The 14,614-nt window shown below is 70.0% G+C and carries 14 protein-coding genes; 5 read left to right on the forward strand and 9 right to left on the reverse strand.

Annotated features, from left to right (window positions below; translation table 11 throughout):
- Positions 1-25: 25 nt before the first annotated feature.
- The 3 genes from ACWFRU_RS27710 to nth all read right to left on the reverse strand — a co-directional run bounded on the left by ACWFRU_RS27710 (position 26) and on the right by nth (position 3,120).
- Positions 26-1,228 (reverse strand): MarP family serine protease, encoded by a 1,203-nt coding sequence (locus tag ACWFRU_RS27710; protein ID WP_363210534.1) that lies wholly within the window; start codon positions 1,226-1,228, stop codon positions 26-28.
- A gap of 49 nt (positions 1,229-1,277) precedes the next feature.
- Positions 1,278-2,045: an NUDIX hydrolase gene (locus tag ACWFRU_RS27715; RefSeq protein ID WP_453690852.1), complete on the reverse strand. Its 768-nt coding sequence runs from the start codon at positions 2,043-2,045 to the stop codon at positions 1,278-1,280.
- Between the two features lie 106 nt (positions 2,046-2,151).
- Complete coding sequence (nth, locus tag ACWFRU_RS27720; RefSeq protein ID WP_453690853.1) at positions 2,152-3,120, reverse strand: endonuclease III; 969 nt, start codon at positions 3,118-3,120, stop codon at positions 2,152-2,154.
- A 311-nt stretch (positions 3,121-3,431) separates the two neighbouring features.
- Here nth and ACWFRU_RS27725 point away from each other — a divergent pair, with 311 nt between their 5' ends.
- Positions 3,432-4,106, forward strand: a complete 675-nt coding sequence (locus ACWFRU_RS27725) for a Crp/Fnr family transcriptional regulator (protein ID WP_016642758.1) — start codon at positions 3,432-3,434, stop codon at positions 4,104-4,106.
- Positions 4,107-4,817: 711 nt separating this feature from the next.
- Here the strand turns inward: ACWFRU_RS27725 and ACWFRU_RS27730 are convergent.
- The 4 genes from ACWFRU_RS27730 to ACWFRU_RS27745 form a co-directional block, all read right to left on the reverse strand.
- Positions 4,818-5,648, reverse strand: a complete 831-nt coding sequence (locus ACWFRU_RS27730; RefSeq protein WP_453690854.1) for an MBL fold metallo-hydrolase — start codon at positions 5,646-5,648, stop codon at positions 4,818-4,820.
- Between the two features lie 64 nt (positions 5,649-5,712).
- On the reverse strand, positions 5,713-6,606 hold the full coding sequence (locus tag ACWFRU_RS27735) for an NUDIX hydrolase (protein ID WP_453690855.1): 894 nt from the start codon (positions 6,604-6,606) through the stop codon (positions 5,713-5,715).
- 87 nt (positions 6,607-6,693) lie between these two features.
- On the reverse strand, positions 6,694-7,164 hold the full coding sequence (locus tag ACWFRU_RS27740; RefSeq protein WP_453690856.1) for a RidA family protein: 471 nt from the start codon (positions 7,162-7,164) through the stop codon (positions 6,694-6,696).
- A complete protein-coding gene (locus ACWFRU_RS27745; RefSeq protein ID WP_010986011.1) occupies positions 7,161-7,322 on the reverse strand; it encodes a DUF4177 domain-containing protein in 162 nt (53 codons plus the stop codon). Before ACWFRU_RS27745 ends, ACWFRU_RS27740 begins: the two co-directional genes overlap by 4 nt.
- An 82-nt stretch (positions 7,323-7,404) precedes the next feature.
- Here ACWFRU_RS27745 and ACWFRU_RS27750 point away from each other — a divergent pair, with 82 nt between their 5' ends.
- Both ACWFRU_RS27750 and ACWFRU_RS27755 read left to right on the forward strand, forming a co-directional pair.
- On the forward strand, positions 7,405-8,385 hold the full coding sequence (locus ACWFRU_RS27750; RefSeq protein ID WP_453690857.1) for an ArsA-related P-loop ATPase: 981 nt from the start codon (positions 7,405-7,407) through the stop codon (positions 8,383-8,385).
- Positions 8,382-9,833, forward strand: coding sequence for an ArsA family ATPase (locus tag ACWFRU_RS27755; RefSeq protein ID WP_453690858.1), 1,452 nt, complete (start codon positions 8,382-8,384; stop codon positions 9,831-9,833). Before ACWFRU_RS27750 ends, ACWFRU_RS27755 begins: the two co-directional genes overlap by 4 nt.
- Before the next feature lie 69 nt (positions 9,834-9,902).
- Here the strand turns inward: ACWFRU_RS27755 and ACWFRU_RS27760 are convergent, their stop codons facing one another.
- Positions 9,903-10,247, reverse strand: a complete 345-nt coding sequence (locus ACWFRU_RS27760; RefSeq protein ID WP_167828965.1) for a WhiB family transcriptional regulator — start codon at positions 10,245-10,247, stop codon at positions 9,903-9,905.
- A 416-nt stretch (positions 10,248-10,663) separates the two neighbouring features.
- On the opposite strand from ACWFRU_RS27760, the gene ACWFRU_RS27765 reads away from it, so the two are divergent.
- Positions 10,664-12,940 carry a transglycosylase domain-containing protein gene (locus ACWFRU_RS27765; protein WP_453690859.1) on the forward strand — a complete coding sequence of 759 codons (2,277 nt, stop codon included), beginning with the start codon at positions 10,664-10,666 and terminating at the stop codon, positions 12,938-12,940.
- Between the two features lie 156 nt (positions 12,941-13,096).
- Here ACWFRU_RS27765 and ACWFRU_RS27770 read toward each other — a convergent pair whose 3' ends face one another.
- Positions 13,097-13,561 (reverse strand): GatB/YqeY domain-containing protein, encoded by a 465-nt coding sequence (locus ACWFRU_RS27770; RefSeq protein ID WP_365825907.1) that lies wholly within the window; start codon positions 13,559-13,561, stop codon positions 13,097-13,099.
- 75 nt (positions 13,562-13,636) lie between these two features.
- Here ACWFRU_RS27770 and ACWFRU_RS27775 point away from each other — a divergent pair, with 75 nt between their 5' ends.
- A complete protein-coding gene (locus ACWFRU_RS27775; protein ID WP_453690860.1) occupies positions 13,637-14,563 on the forward strand; it encodes a metallophosphoesterase in 927 nt (308 codons plus the stop codon).
- Positions 14,564-14,614 lie beyond the last annotated feature (51 nt).

The raw sequence follows: 14,614 nt of genomic DNA on the forward strand, positions 1-14,614 counted from the left end.
GGCTGCTCCCCCGACTGCGCGCCGACTAGAGCGCGCAGCCCTCGCTGTCGACCTCTTGGTTGGCGGTGCGGCCTGCCTTGATGTCCTCGCGGACCTCGTCGGCGGTGAGGGCGTAACCGGTGTCCGGGTCGTCGAGCGACTTCGCGAACACCACGCCGTAGACCTTGCCTTCGGGCGTGAGCAGCGGGCCGCCCGAGTTGCCCTGGCGGACGGTCGCGTAGAGCGAGTACACGTCGCGGCGCACGGTGCCCCGGTGGTAGATGTCCGGGCCGTTGGCCGTGATGCGACCACGCACGCGCGCGGGGCGGACGTCGTACGGGCCGTTCTCCGGGAAGCCCGCGACGATCGCGTTGTCACCGCTGGCCGCGTCCTTCGACGTGAACTGCAGCGCGGGTGCGTCCAGCGTCGGCACGTCCAGTACGGCGATGTCGCGCTCCCAGTCGTAGAGCACGACCTTCGCGTCGTACGTCCGACCGTCTCCGCCTATCTGCACCGTCGGCTCGTCCACGCCGCCGACCACGTGCGCGTTGGTCATCACGCGGCGCTCGGAGAAGACGAAGCCGGTGCCTTCGAGGACCTTGCCGCAGCCGCGCGCCTCGCCCTGCACCTTCACGATGGAGCGCCTGGCCTTCGTGGCGACCTCGCTCTTGGCGAGCTTGGGGTCGGGGGCCTGGACCTCGGTGATGGGCTCGTTCGAGAACGGGCTGAAGACCTGCGGGAAGCCGTTGCGCGCGAGGACCGAGGAGAAGTCCGCGAACCAGGTGTCCGCCTGGTCGGGCAGCGTGCGCGAAACGCCGAGCAGGATCTTGGAGTTGCGTACTTCCTTGCCGACCGTCGGCAGCGTCGTGCCCGCGAGGGCGGAGCCGATCAGCCAGGCCACCAGGAGCATCGCCAGTACGTTGACCAGCGCGCCGCCCGTGGCGTCCAGGGCCCGGGCCGGCTGCCAAGTGATGTACCGGCGGAGCTTGTTGCCCAGGTGCGTGGTGAAGGCCTGGCCGATGGAGGCGCAGACGATCACGATGACCACGGCCACGACGGCGGCCGTCGTGCTCACCGCTCCCTCGTCGTCCGTGAGGGCGCCCCAGATGATGGGCAGCAGGTACACCGCGACGAGTCCGCCGCCCAGAAAACCGATCACCGACAGGATGCCGACGACGAATCCCTGGCGGTAGCCGACGACCGCGAACCACACGGCGGCGACCACCAAAAGGATGTCCAGCACGTTCACCGATTCAATCCTCGCCTCGCATCGCGGTCGCCACGTCCCCGCAACCTTGTCATGCGCGCCAGTCGAGCGGCACCTGCTTGGTGCGGTCCCAGGGGCGCTCCCAGCCTGCGAAGTGCAGGATTCTGTCGATCACTCCAGCCGTAAAACCCCAGACCAGAGCGGATTCGACGAGGAAGGCCGGGCCTTGGTGGCCGCTCGGATGAACCGTCGTCGCGCGGTTGCCGGGATCCGTGAGATCGGACACGGGGACCGTGAAGACGCGGGCGGTCTCGGCCGGATCGACGACGCCCACGGGGGTGGGGGTGCGCCACCAGCCGAGCACCGGGGTCACCACGAAGTCGCTCACCGGGATGAAGAGCTTGGGCAGCACGCCGAAGAGCTGGACACCCCGGGGGTCGAGTCCGGTCTCCTCCTCGGCCTCGCGCAGGGCGGCGCGCAGGGGGCCGTCGGTCAGCGGATCGCCGTCCTCGGGGTCGAGGGAGCCGCCGGGGAAGGAAGGCTGCCCCGCGTGCGAGCGCAGGTTCCCCGCGCGCTCCATCAGGAGCAGCTCGGGGCCGTGTGTGCCCTCTCCGAAGAGGATCAGTACGGCGGACTGGCGTCCGGCGCCGCTCTTCGGGGGCAGGAAGCGGCTGAGTTGGGTCGGCCGGACCGTCTCGGCCGCGTGTGCGACCGGATCCAGCCAGGCGGGGAGGCCTTCGGTGCTGAGGCGCACGGGTCCGATGGGGCTGCCGGTGCGGCCGGGGCCAGGACCGGGGCTGTGGCCGGGACCCTGGCCAGGGCCGTTGCCGGGGTTTTGGTAGCCGTTCCCATCTCTCATGTGCGTATTGCTCGTGTCCGTTGTCTCGCTCGTGTCACTCGCGTGCGTCATCGGCACCCCCGTCCAACTGTGGACAACGCCTGTGGCCCCTCGGTTGGTTCCTCGCTCATGCGGCGCCCAGCGGGGGCGCGGCCTTCCCCGGGTAGTCCGGCGGGGGCTTGAGGCGCTGGCCCGGCAGGCCGCCCATCTCGTACTTCAGGAGCTTCTTCGCCTTCTCCGGGTCGGTCTCGCCCTCCCCGTACGCCGGACAGAGATCGGCGATCGGGCAGGCGCCGCAGGCGGGCTTGCGGGAGTGGCAGATCCGGCGGCCGTGGAAGATCACGCGGTGCGAGAGCATCGTCCACTCGCTCTTCGGGAAGAGCTCGGCGACGGCGGCCTCGACCTTCACCGGGTCGGTCTCCTCGGTCCACTTCCAGCGCCTGACGAGCCGTCCGAAGTGGGTGTCCACGGTGATGCCGGGGACCCCGAAGGCGTTCCCGAGCACGACGAACGCGGTCTTGCGTCCCACGCCGGGGAGCTTGACCAGGTCCTCTATGCGGCCGGGGACCTCGCCGCCGTGGTTGTCCCTGAGGGCCTTGGCGAGCCCCATGATCGACTTCGTCTTCGCCCGGAAGAACCCGGTCGGCCGGATCAACTCCTCGACCTCTTCGGGGCTGGCGGCCGCGAGGTCCTCCGGGGTCGGGTACGCGGCGAAGAGGCGCGGGGTCGTCTGGTTCACCCGCAGGTCGGTCGTCTGCGCGGAGAGGACCGTGGCGATGAGCAGCTCGAAGGGGTTCTCGAAGTCCAACTCGGGGTGGGCGTACGAGTACACCTCGGCGAGCTCGCGGTTGATGCGGCGGGCACGGCGGACCAGGGCGGTGTGGGACTCGGGTTTGGTGGTGGCCTTGGGCTTGGGTTTGGGCTTGGCCGGTGCGGGCTTCTTGTCGGCGGCGGTCTTCTTCGCGGCTGGAGCAGTCTTCTTCGCGGCGGCGGTCTTCTTGGCTGCCGTGGCCTTCTTTGCCGCGGGGGCCTTCTTGGCCGGGGTGGATTTCGCCTCGGCGGGGGTGGCCTGAATCTGCTCCGAAGGCTTGCTCACCGGTGGCACCCTTGTCCCTTTTGTCGCATTCTCTGACCGAGTGGATGTATGTTCGCCCACAGCGGAATCCGGTTGGGCTGTAGCCTTCCCGGTACTCCTGGCCTGTGCTCCCACCGGCTTTTTGGACACCCGGCCAGCCTAGAGCCCGACACTGACATCCGCCCTGGACCCCATGGATCGGCCCCCAATTGGCCCCCTCCCGCACAGCATGCGACGTCAGTGCGGCAGACTTGTGACTGATCACACTGTTTGGACCGTCCGGCAAAATGGGGAGCACGGTCCCCTGATGCAGGTCGACAAGGAGAGAACTCGTGGACGACGTTCTGCGGCGCGCCCCGCTCTTCGCGGCGCTCGATGACGAGCAGGCCGCGGAGCTCCGCGCCTCCATGAGTGAGGTGACGCTCGCGCGCGGGGATGCGCTTTTCCATGAAGGTGACCCCGGAGACCGCCTTTACGTGGTCACCGAGGGCAAGGTGAAGCTTCACCGCACCTCACCCGACGGCCGCGAGAACATGCTCGCGGTGCTCGGCCCCGGCGAGCTCATCGGTGAGCTCTCGCTGTTCGACCCGGGTCCGCGTACGGCCACCGCCTCCGCGCTCACCGAGGTCAAGCTGCTCGGCCTGGGCCACGGCGACCTTCAGCCGTGGCTGAACGCGCGGCCCGAGGTGGCCGCGGCGCTGCTGCGTGCCGTCGCGCGGCGCCTGCGCAAGACGAACGACCAGATGTCCGATCTGGTCTTCTCCGACGTGCCCGGGCGTGTGGCCCGCGCCCTTCTCGACCTGTCGCGCCGCTTCGGCGTGCAGTCCGAAGAGGGCATCCACGTCGTGCACGACCTCACGCAGGAGGAGCTGGCCCAGCTGGTCGGCGCGTCCCGCGAGACGGTCAACAAGGCGCTGGCGGACTTCGCCGGGCGCGGCTGGCTTCGGCTTGAGGCTCGCGCGGTGATTTTGCTGGATGTGGAGCGGTTGGCGAAGCGGTCTCGCTGACGCGGTTTCGCTGACGCTGTTTCGTACGTGGATGGGGTCCCGCCTCTTTGAGGCTGGGCCCCATCCGTGCTTCCGCACAAGCTTTTCCCACCCACCCACCTGATTGCCCCGCGGTGAAGGGTGGGTGGGTTCGCGCCTTGGCGGGGTGGGCGGGTGCCGCCTTGGTGGGGAGCGGGCGGGTGGGTGGCGCCTCGGTAGCGGCGGGCGGGTGGGTGCCGCCTTGGTGGCGGCGGGTGGCCGGTGCCGCCTCGGTAGCGGCGGGTGGCCGGTGCCGCCTCGGTGGGGCGGGTGGGTGCCGCCTTGGTGCAAGTGGGCGGGTGGGTGCCGCCTCGATGCGGCGGGTGCGTGGGTGCCGCTCTCGTGAGGGTGGGTAAGTGCCGAGGCCGTTGTTGGTCGGTGGATCTGGTTCGGGTGGGTGGGCGCGTGGCCCCGGAGCAGGCGGGCGCGTGCCGGCTCGGGTGGGTGGGCACGTGGCTCCAGAGCGGGTGGGCGCGTGCCGACTGGGGTGGTGCGCGAGCGGGGCCTCAGTGTGGGTGGGCGCGTGCCGGCTCGCGTGGCCGGGCGCGCGGCCCCAGAACGGGGGGGGCGCGTGCCGCGTGAGGCAGGTGCGTACCCGCTGTACGGGGTGAGTGCCTGCCGCCTGGGCGGTGGGTGCCACTGGGAGCGCATCGCCCACAGCAGATGACGCCCGCCTGTTGCGGCTCGGTCAGATCAGATCAAGCCGTGTTCCCGGAGATAGTCCAGTTGCGCCCTTACCGACAGTTCCGCTGCCGGCCACAAGGAGCGGTCCACGTCCGCGTAGACGTGGGCGACCACGTCCGACGGGGCCGCGTGGCCGTTCTCCACGGCCGTCTCGACCTGGGCCAGGCGGTTCGCGCGGTGGGCCAGGTAGAACTCGACGGCGCCCTGGGCGTCCTCCAGGACCGGACCGTGGCCCGGCAGGACCGTGTGCACGCCGTCGTCGACCGTCAGGGACCGCAGGCGCCGCAGGGAGTCCAGGTAGTCCCCCAGGCGGCCGTCAGGGTGCGCCACGACCGTCGTACCGCGGCCCAGGACCGTATCCCCCGTCAGGACCGCCTGATCGGCCGGGAGATGGAAGCAGAGGGAGTCCGCGGTGTGGCCCGGCGTCGGGACCACCCGCAGTTCAAGGCCGCCCGTCGTGATCACGTCACCCGCGCCGAGGCCCTCGTCGCCCAGCCGCAGCGCGGGGTCGAGGGCCCGGACCTTGGTGCCGGTCAGCTCGGCGAAGCGCGCGGCGCCCTCCGCGTGGTCGGGGTGGCCGTGGGTGAGGAGGGTGAGCGCGACCCGTTGCCCGGCCTGCTCTGCCGTGGCGATGACGTGCCGGAGGTGCGCGTCGTCCAGGGGCCCCGGGTCGACGACGACCGCGAGCCCGGAGCCCGGCTCGGACACGATCCAGGTGTTGGTCCCGTCCAGCGTCATCGCGGACGCGTTGGGGGCAAGGACGTTGACCGCGCGGGCGGTGGCGGGACCGCTGAGGACTCCGCCCCGGGGCTGCCCGGGAAGGGCGGCGGCTTCGGTCATGCGGGGGTGACTCCCGTCCGGTTCGTGGCAGGGGAAGCAGGATCAGCCGTGACCGTGACCGTGGTCATGCTGTACCCCCCGTAGGGATGTGCTTGGTGAATTCCTCGTGGCCCGGCCACGTCAGCACCAACTCGCCGTCCTCCAGCCGCGCTTGCGCCAGCACCGGGGTGAGGTCGCGCTCCGGGGCCGCGGCCAGGGCGTCCGCGGCCGACCCGTAGGGGCTCAGTTGGCGCAGGGTCGCGATGGTGGGCGGCATCATCAGGAGGTCGCCCCTGTCGTAGCCCGCCGTGGCCTCCTCCGGAGCGATCCACACCGTACGGTCGGCCTCCGTGGAGGCGTTGCGCGTGCGCTGCCCCTCCGGGAGTGCCGCCACGAAGAAGAACGTGTCGTAGCGCTTCGGCTCGAACTCCGGAGTGATCCACCGGGCCCAGGCGCCGAGCAGGTCACTACGGAGGACCAGGCTGCGGCGGTCGAGGAACTCCGCGAAGGAGAATTCACGGGCCACCAGTGCCTCGCGGTCGGCCTCCCAGTCGTCGCCCGTGGTGTCGCCGACGACGCTCGACGGGGTCGGCCCCGCGAGCAGTACACCCGCCTCCTCGAACGTCTCGCGCACGGCGGCGCACACGATCGCCTGGGCGCCGGGCTCGTCCACGCCGAGGCGCGCGGCCCACGTCGCCAGGGACGGGCCCGCCCAGCGCACGAGGCGGTCGTCGTCACGCGGGTCCACTCCCCCGCCCGGATACGCGTACGCGCCTCCGGCGAAGGCCATGGAGGCGCGTCTGCGCAGCATGTGTACGGCGGGGCCCGCCACGGAGCCACGGGCATCCCGGGAAACCCGGGAGTCCCGCAGAAGCATGACCGTGGCCGCCCGGCGCGGAGTCGCCGGCGTCAGTTCGCCGCTGCTCAGCGCACGGATGCGGTCGGGCCACTCCGGGGGGTACCACTGCCCATTAGCCATGGGCGGAGGCTATCCCCTGGTGGGCTGATGTTCGAGAGGCAACCATCGGGTGCCAGAAGGCAGCGATCAAGCCAAGTAGAGGCCGGACTACGCCTCGGTCAGCTCCACCTGGATCTCGACCTCGACCGGCGCGTCCAGCGGCAGGACCGCCACACCCACGGCGCTGCGGGCGTGCACGCCCTTGTCGCCGAGCACCTCGCCGAGCAGCTCGCTCGTGCCGTTGAGCACCGCGGGCTGGCCCGTGAAGTCCGGGGCCGAGGCCACGAAGCCGACGACCTTCACGACGCGGACGATCCGGTCGAGGTCACCGGCGACGGACTTCACCGCGGCGAGCGCGTTGAGCGCGCACGTGCGGGCCAGTTCCTTGGCCTCCTCGGGGGTCACCTCTCCGCCGACCTTGCCGGTCACCGGAAGCTTGCCCTCCACCATCGGGAGCTGGCCCGCGGTGTAGACGTACACACCCGACTGGACGGCCGGCTGGTAGGCGGCGAGCGGCGGCACGACCTCGGGCAGCGTCAGGCCGAGCTCGGCCAGCTTCGCCTCGACGTTGCCGCTCATGCCTGCCTCTCGCGCTTCAGGTAGGCCACGAGCTGCTCAGGGTTGTTCGGCCCGGGCACGACCTGGACGAGCTCCCAGCCGTCCTCGCCCCAGGTGTCCAGAATCTGCTTCGTGGCATGGACGAGCAGCGGCACGGTTGCGTATTCCCACTTGGTCATATGGCCGACTGTAGCCGTTGTGAGGCACTGCTCACGGTGGCCTCCTGCTTAGCCCGGACGGCGACTGGTTAGGCTCGGAAGTGTGAGCAGGCTCCAGGTCGTCAGCGGCAAGGGCGGTACCGGCAAGACCACGGTGGCCGCCGCACTCGCGCTCGCCCTCGCGACGGAGGGCAAGCGCACCCTCCTCGTGGAGGTCGAGGGCAGACAAGGCATCGCGCAGCTCTTCGAGACCGAAGCGCTGCCGTATGAGGAGCGGAAGATCGCCGTCGCTCCCGGGGGCGGGGAGGTGTATGCCCTCGCCATCGACCCTGAACTGGCGTTGCTCGACTACCTCCAGATGTTCTACAAGCTGGGGGGCGCGGGACGCGCGCTCAAGAAACTCGGCGCCATCGACTTCGCCACCACGGTCGCGCCCGGTCTGCGGGACGTCCTGCTGACCGGCAAGGCCTGCGAGGCCGTACGCCGCAAGGACAAGAGCGGGCGTTACGCGTACGACTGCGTGGTGATGGACGCGCCGCCCACCGGCCGCATCACACGCTTCCTGAACGTGAACGACGAGGTCGCGGGCCTCGCCAAGATCGGCCCCATACACAATCAGGCGCAGGCCGTGATGCGCGTCCTGAAGTCTCCGGAGACGGCGGTTCACCTGGTGACGCTCCTCGAGGAGATGCCCGTCCAGGAGACCGCCGACGGGATCGCGGAGCTGCGCGCGGCACAGCTTCCCGTGGGGCGCGTCATCGTGAACATGGTGCGGCCCGCGCTCCTCGACGAGGCATCCCTGGAACTCGGGCTCGACCAGGCCCCGCGTACCGCCATCGCCAAGTCCCTGTCCGCCGCCGGGCTCGGCGGGGCCCGCCGCGGCGGCGTCGCCGAGCGCCTCGTCGACCCGCTCCTGGAGCAGGCCGCCGAGTACGCCGAGCGGCATGCCCTGGAGGGCTCCCAGCGGGCCGTTCTGGGCGATCTGGACCTCCCCCTGCACGAACTTCCCCTGCTGGCCGGGGGAATGGACCTGGCGGGGCTCTACGAACTCGCCACGGAACTGCGGAAGCAAGGGATCGCATGACCTCGGACCCGGCACGACACCCGGACACGACACGCCCCCTGGACCCGGCCCGCACGCTCGACGTGGACGCCCTGCTCGACGACCCGAAGACCCGCATCGTGGTGTGCTGCGGCTCCGGAGGCGTCGGAAAGACGACCACGGCCGCCGCGCTGGGCCTGCGCGCCGCCGAACGGGGCCGCAAGGTCGTCGTCCTGACCATCGACCCGGCGCGCCGGCTCGCCCAGTCCATGGGGATCGACTCGCTCGACAACGTCCCGCGCCAGGTCAAGGCCATCGAGGGCACATCGGGCGACGGCGAGCTGCACGCCATGATGCTCGACATGAAGCGCACGTTCGACGAGATCGTCGAGGCGCACGCCGACAAGGAGCGCGCGGCCGCGATCCTCGGCAACCCCTTCTACCAGTCGCTTTCGGCGGGCTTCGCGGGCACGCAGGAGTACATGGCGATGGAGAAGCTGGGGCAGCTTCGCTCCCGTGACGAGTGGGACCTGATCGTCGTCGACACGCCGCCGTCGCGTTCGGCCCTCGACTTCCTCGACGCGCCGAAGCGGCTCGGGTCCTTCCTGGACGGGAAGCTGATCCGGGTGCTCATGGCCCCCGCGAAGGTGGGCGGCCGGGCCGGGATGAAGTTCCTGAACGTCGGGATGTCGATGATGACGGGGGCCCTGGGCAAGCTGCTCGGCGGTCAACTGCTGCGTGACGTCCAGACGTTCGTGGCCGCCATGGACACCATGTTCGGCGGCTTTCGCACCCGCGCCGACGCCACGTACCGGCTGCTCCAGGCGCCGGGCACGGCGTTCCTCGTGGTGGCGTCGCCGGAGCGGGACGCGCTGCGGGAAGCGGCGTACTTCGTGGAGCGCCTGGCGGCCGACGACATGCCGCTCGCCGGTCTCGTGCTGAACAAGGTGCACGGCAGCGGCGCCGCTCAGCTCTCGGCCGAGCGGGCGCTTGCCGCCGCGGAAAATCTTGAAGAGAGCCGCATTGTGGATCAGGAGGACGGGAAGGAAGGTGTTCGTAACTCCCGCGAGGCTTCACCCGAGGCGTCCCACGAGACATCCCCCGAGGCTCCCGGCAACTCCCACGAAGTCCCCGGCAGTTCCGAGACTCCCGCACCTTCTGACGCACTTTCCGAAGAGACCGCCGAAGAGACCTCTGCGGCCACTGAGGCAGCCTCTGAAGCCTCCGCCGAAGAAGCCCTCGCCGAACCTCATGACAAGCAGCAGCCCGTGGCACAGCTGACCGCCGGTCTGCTGCGACTGCACGCGGAACGCATGCAGCTGCTCGCGCGCGAACAGCGCACGCGCGATCGCTTCACCGCGCTTCACCCCGAGGTGGCCGTGGCCGAAGTGACGGCGCTGCCGGGCGACGTGCACGACCTGGCAGGCCTCCGGGCCATCGGGGAACGGCTCGCGGCCGGTGCTGATGGTGATGCGGCCGGAGCTGCCTGAGCAGCAGGTTCCACCCACTGCCACGCGGTCGGTGGGGGCACTCCCCCACCGCCACGCGGCCGACGGGCGCTAACCCACTGCCGCGTAGCTCTCGTACGTCTCGTCGTCCTCCAAGTCCACGGGCAGCAGGCCCGCGCCACGCTCGTACTCGGAGCGCGCCGTCTCCAGCAGACGGCGCCACGAGGTGACCGTGGGACGCCTGCGCAGCAATGCGCGGCGCTCCCGCTCAGTCATGCCACCCCACACGCCGAATTCGACGCGGTTGTCCAGCGCGTCGGCCAGGCACTCCGTGCGCACCGGGCATCCGGTGCACACCGCCTTGGCCCTGTTCTGCGCTGCTCCTTGAACGAACAGTTCATCTGGATCGGTAGTGCGGCAGGCCGCCTGCGCACTCCAGTCGGTTACCCAGCCCATACCGGCGCCGTCCTCTCCCGAATCGAGGCTCCCCCACGGCGGCAGCGGCATATTCACCGCCGCCAGTTGAGGACGTTACGGAAGGTGGGCACAGCGCAACACCCCCTTCGGGCCCAATCTTGAATGGCCCGAACGGACTATGCGTAAGCGGCAGATCACCCGACGGAGTGAGCTGGCGACATGCGTGATTAACCCGGCAAATGCGGGCACTTCAGCTGAGTCACAACGGGCATCGAATGCCGCATGAGGCCAATTCGGGCACTTCCCCGGGCCGGCTGGATGAGCGGAGGGGGACCCCATTCGGGATTCGGGACCGAGAGAGGGGTTGTTGCCGAACCGCACTGCTGTGACAGTTGAGAGCAGCTTAGGCCAAGGCATTGAGGCGTGTCCGGCGAATCAGAACGTAGGCTGCCCCCATGGGAAAGAAGCGCTCGGGCGGTGGTCTGTCACCAACTCAGCAGGCCGCGAAGTTCCTAGGTGTCAGCGTGCTCGCGGGTGCCGTGCTGGCAGGTATCGCCCTGCCCGCGGCCGGTGCGCTCGGCCTCGCGGCGAAGGGTTCGGTGGAGGAGTTCGACGAGATCCCGTCCAACTTGGAGCAGCCGCCGCTGAGTCAGCGCACCACGATCCTCGACAGCGAGGGCGGCTCCATCGCCACGGTCTACTCGCGTGACCGCACGGTGGTCCCCCTCAAGGAGATCTCGCCGTACATGCAGAAGGCGATCGTCGCGATCGAGGACTCGCGCTTCTACGAGCACGGGGCGATCGACGCGAAGGGCATCCTCCGCGCGCTGAACCAGAACGCGCAGAGCGGCGGCGTCTCCCAGGGCGCGTCCACGCTCACGCAGCAGTACGTGAAGAACGTCTTCGTCGAAGAGGCGGGCAACGACCCGACGAAGGTCGCCGAGGCCACCCAGCAGACCCTCGGGCGCAAGATCCGCGAGCTGAAGTACGCGATCCAGGTCGAGGAGAAGCTGGGCAAGAAGCGCATCCTCAGCAACTACCTGAACATCACCTACTTCGGGCAGCAGGCGTACGGGGTCGAGGCCGCGGCCCAGCGCTACTTCTCCAAGCCCGCCAAGGATCTGCAGGTCCAGGAGGCCGCGCTGCTCGCCGGCATCGTGCAGTCCCCCAGCCGGTACGACCCCGTGAACGACTCCGAGGAAGCCACCAAGCGCCGCAACACGGTGCTGCAGCGGATGGCGGAGACGCACGACCTCACGCAGGCGGAGGCCGCGGAGGCGAAGAAGAAGCCGCTCGGCCTCAAGGTGAGCAAGCCCAAGAACGGCTGCATCACGGCGGTCAGCGGCGCCGGGTTCTTCTGTGACTACGTACGCGAGGTCTTCCTCTCCGACCCGGTCTTCGGCAAGACCCAGAAGGACCGGGCCAAGGTCTGGAACCAGGGCGGTCTGCGGATCAAGACGACCCTCGACCCGCAGGCCCAGGAGTCCGTGCAGGCCTCGATAAAGGATCACGTCTACCAGAAGGACGACGTGGCGACGGCGGCCACCATCGTCGAGCCGGGCACCGGCAAGGTCCTGGGCATGGGCCAGTCGCGGCCCTACGGGATCAATCTCAAGGACAACGAGACCTCGATGAACCTGTCCGTGGACAACGCCATGGGCGGCGGCGCGGGCTACCAGCCGGGTTCGACCTTCAAGCCGATCGTGGCGGCGGCGGCCCTGGAGGGCGGGATGCCCGCCACGAAGAGCTACGACTCTCCGTACGAGATGCCCTACCCGAGCAGCGTCGCGGCGTGCGACGGCAAGAAGTGGGCGAACACGGGGAACTGGAAGCTCACCAACGAGAACGAGTCCGAGGTCGGCCCGTACGACATGCGGGAAGCGACCGCGAAGTCGGTCAACACGTACTACGTGGAGATGATCGGCGACATCGGGATCTGCCCGGTCACGCAGATGGCCGAGAAGATGGGCGTCGAGCGGGCCGACGGCAAGAAGATCGACCAGGCGCCGTCGATCGCGCTCGGCACCCAGGAGATGTCGCCACTGACGATGGCGGGCGCGTACGCGACGTTCGCCGCGCGCGGCAAGTACTGCTCGCCCGTCGCGATCGAGTCGATCGCCGCTCCGGGCGGGAAGTCGCTGCCGGTGCCGAAGTCGACGTGCTCGCGCGCGATGTCGACGAAGACGGCGGACACGATCAACACCCTCCTGAAGGGCGTGGTCGAGGACGGAACCGGCAAGCAGGCCGGCCTCGGCTCGCGTGCGAGCGCGGGCAAGACGGGTACGACCGACTTCCGTTACGCCGCCTGGTTCGTGGGCTACACCCCGAACATGTCGGGCGCGGTGTGGGTCGGCGACCCGGAGCACAAGCGGCAGATGGTCGACATCACCATCGGCGGACGGCCGTACGGCAAGGTCTTCGGTGGTGAGGTCCCCGGTCCGATCTGGCGGGACGCGATGAGCGGTGCGCTCGCGGGCAAGCCGGCGCCGGGCTTCAACACCGTCCACATCCCGGGCGGCGACAAGGACAAGGACAAGCACCACGACGACAACAAGCCGCCGGGCGACGGTGGTGGCGGTGACGGCGGTGGAGGCGGCGGCACCAACGGCGGGGGCGGCGGGGGCGGCGATCCCTGGCCTGACATCTCCCTGCCGCCGGACGTCATCGGCGGCGGCGGGAACGGCGGGGGCGGCAACGGCAATGGGGGCGGGATCGGCGGTTGGGGTCGCTAGGCCCCCGGCCCCGGTCACTCCTTGTCTCCAGTGCGTGGATACGTGAATGGGGGCGCCCCCTTTGATCGGGGGGCGCCCCCATTCGCGTACACGCCTGCTGTATGTACGCGCCTGCTGGCCTGCGTGGGTCGCTGTCTGCTCAGCCCGCGAGCAGGCTCAGCCCGCGAGCAGCTTCTTGACGACGGCGGCGACGCGGCCGCCCTCGGCCAGGCCCGCGACCTTCGGGTTCACGATCTTCATGACCTGGCCCATGGCACGCGGCCCCTCGGCACCGGCGGCCTTCGCCTCCTCGACGGCCTGGGCGACGATCGCCTGGAGCTCGTCCTCGGAGAGCTGCTTCGGCAGGTACTCGGCGAGGACCTCGCCCTCCGCCTTCTCCTTGGCGGCCTGCTCGGCGCGACCGCCCTGGGCGAAGGCCTCCGCGGCCTCGCGGCGCTTCTTGGCCTCGCGGGCGATCACCTTCTGCACCTCGTCGTCGGAGAGTTCGCGGGCCGTCTTGCCCGAGACCTCCTCCTTCGTGATGGCGGTGAGGGTCAGCCGGAGCGTGGAGGAGCGCAGCTCGTCACGCCCCCTGATCGCGGCGGTGAGGTCTTCCTGAAGCTTCGACTTGAGCGTGGTCATGCGGTGATTGTCGCAGGTGCGTACGGCCCGACGCCCGCCGATTTACGGGGCCTTCGGGTCTGACACGATGGGAGGATGCGCGCGCAATACGCAGTACCCCTGGGAATCGCGGCGACGGCCGCCGCCGGTCTGGCCTACTCGGTGGGCATCGAAGCCCGCTTCTTCCGACTGCGACGGATCACCGTGCCGGTCCTTCCACCCGGGATGCGACCGCTCAGAGTTCTCCAGGTGTCGGACATCCACATGGTGTCGGGGCAGCGCAAGAAGCAGCGCTGGCTGCGTTCGCTCGCGGGTCTCCGTCCCGACTTCGTGATCAACACCGGGGACAACCTCTCCGACCCGGAGGGCGTGCCGGAGACGCTGGACGCGCTCGGCCCGCTGATGCAGTTCCCCGGGGCGTACGTCTTCGGCTCGAACGACTACTACGGCCCCAAGCCGCGCAACCCCGTCCGCTACCTGGTCGAGAAGTCGCAGGGCAAGCACGGCCTGAACGGCAACGCACCCGCCGTCGGCGTGATCCACAACCCGTGGGAGGACCTGCGCGACGGCTTCGACGCCGCGGGCTGGGTGAACCTGACGAACACGCGGGGCGCCCTGAAGATCGAGGGCTACGAGATCGGGCTCACCGGCCTGGACGACCCGCACATCAAACGCGACCGGTACGCGCGCGTGGCGGGCGGTCCGGACACGGGCGCCGACTTCTCGATGGGCATCGTGCACGCTCCGTACCTGCGCGCGCTCGACGCCTTCGCGGCCGACGGCTACCCCTTGATCCTCGCTGGTCACACGCATGGCGGCCAGGTGTGCATCCCCTTCTACGGGGCGCTGGTCACCAACTGCGACCTGGACACGGAGCGCGTGAAGGGCCTCTCCACGCACGAGGCGGAGGGCCGGACGTCGTACATGCACGTCTCCGCGGGCTGCGGCGCCAACCGCTACACCCCGATGCGCTTCGCCTGCCCTCCGGAGGCGACGTTGTTGACGTTGGTGGCGGGCGGCTGAGGGGCGCTGGGCGGTGGGCGGTGGGCGCCGGGTGCCTGTGGTCGGTGTCAG

It is taken from the genome of Streptomyces sp. NPDC055099 (assembly GCF_053607685.1).

Excerpts from the sequence above, each read along its gene's own strand:
- ACWFRU_RS27745 (WP_010986011.1), bottom strand. The coding sequence starts at position 7,322 with ATGACCAAGTGGGAATACGCAACCGTGCCGCTGCTCGTCCATGCCACG.
- ACWFRU_RS27760 (WP_167828965.1), bottom strand. The coding sequence starts at position 10,247 with ATGGGCTGGGTAACCGACTGGAGTGCGCAGGCGGCCTGCCGCACTACC.
- ACWFRU_RS27730 (WP_453690854.1), bottom strand. The coding sequence starts at position 5,648 with ATGACCGAAGCCGCCGCCCTTCCCGGGCAGCCCCGGGGCGGAGTCCTC.
- ACWFRU_RS27715 (WP_453690852.1), bottom strand. The coding sequence starts at position 2,045 with ATGAGAGATGGGAACGGCTACCAAAACCCCGGCAACGGCCCTGGCCAG.
- ACWFRU_RS27765 (WP_453690859.1), top strand. The coding sequence starts at position 10,664 with ATGGGAAAGAAGCGCTCGGGCGGTGGTCTGTCACCAACTCAGCAGGCC.
- ACWFRU_RS27740 (WP_453690856.1), bottom strand. The coding sequence starts at position 7,164 with ATGAGCGGCAACGTCGAGGCGAAGCTGGCCGAGCTCGGCCTGACGCTG.
- ACWFRU_RS27770 (WP_365825907.1), bottom strand. The coding sequence starts at position 13,561 with ATGACCACGCTCAAGTCGAAGCTTCAGGAAGACCTCACCGCCGCGATC.
- ACWFRU_RS27735 (WP_453690855.1), bottom strand. The coding sequence starts at position 6,606 with ATGGCTAATGGGCAGTGGTACCCCCCGGAGTGGCCCGACCGCATCCGT.
- ACWFRU_RS27775 (WP_453690860.1), top strand. The coding sequence starts at position 13,637 with ATGCGCGCGCAATACGCAGTACCCCTGGGAATCGCGGCGACGGCCGCC.
- ACWFRU_RS27755 (WP_453690858.1), top strand. The coding sequence starts at position 8,382 with ATGACCTCGGACCCGGCACGACACCCGGACACGACACGCCCCCTGGAC.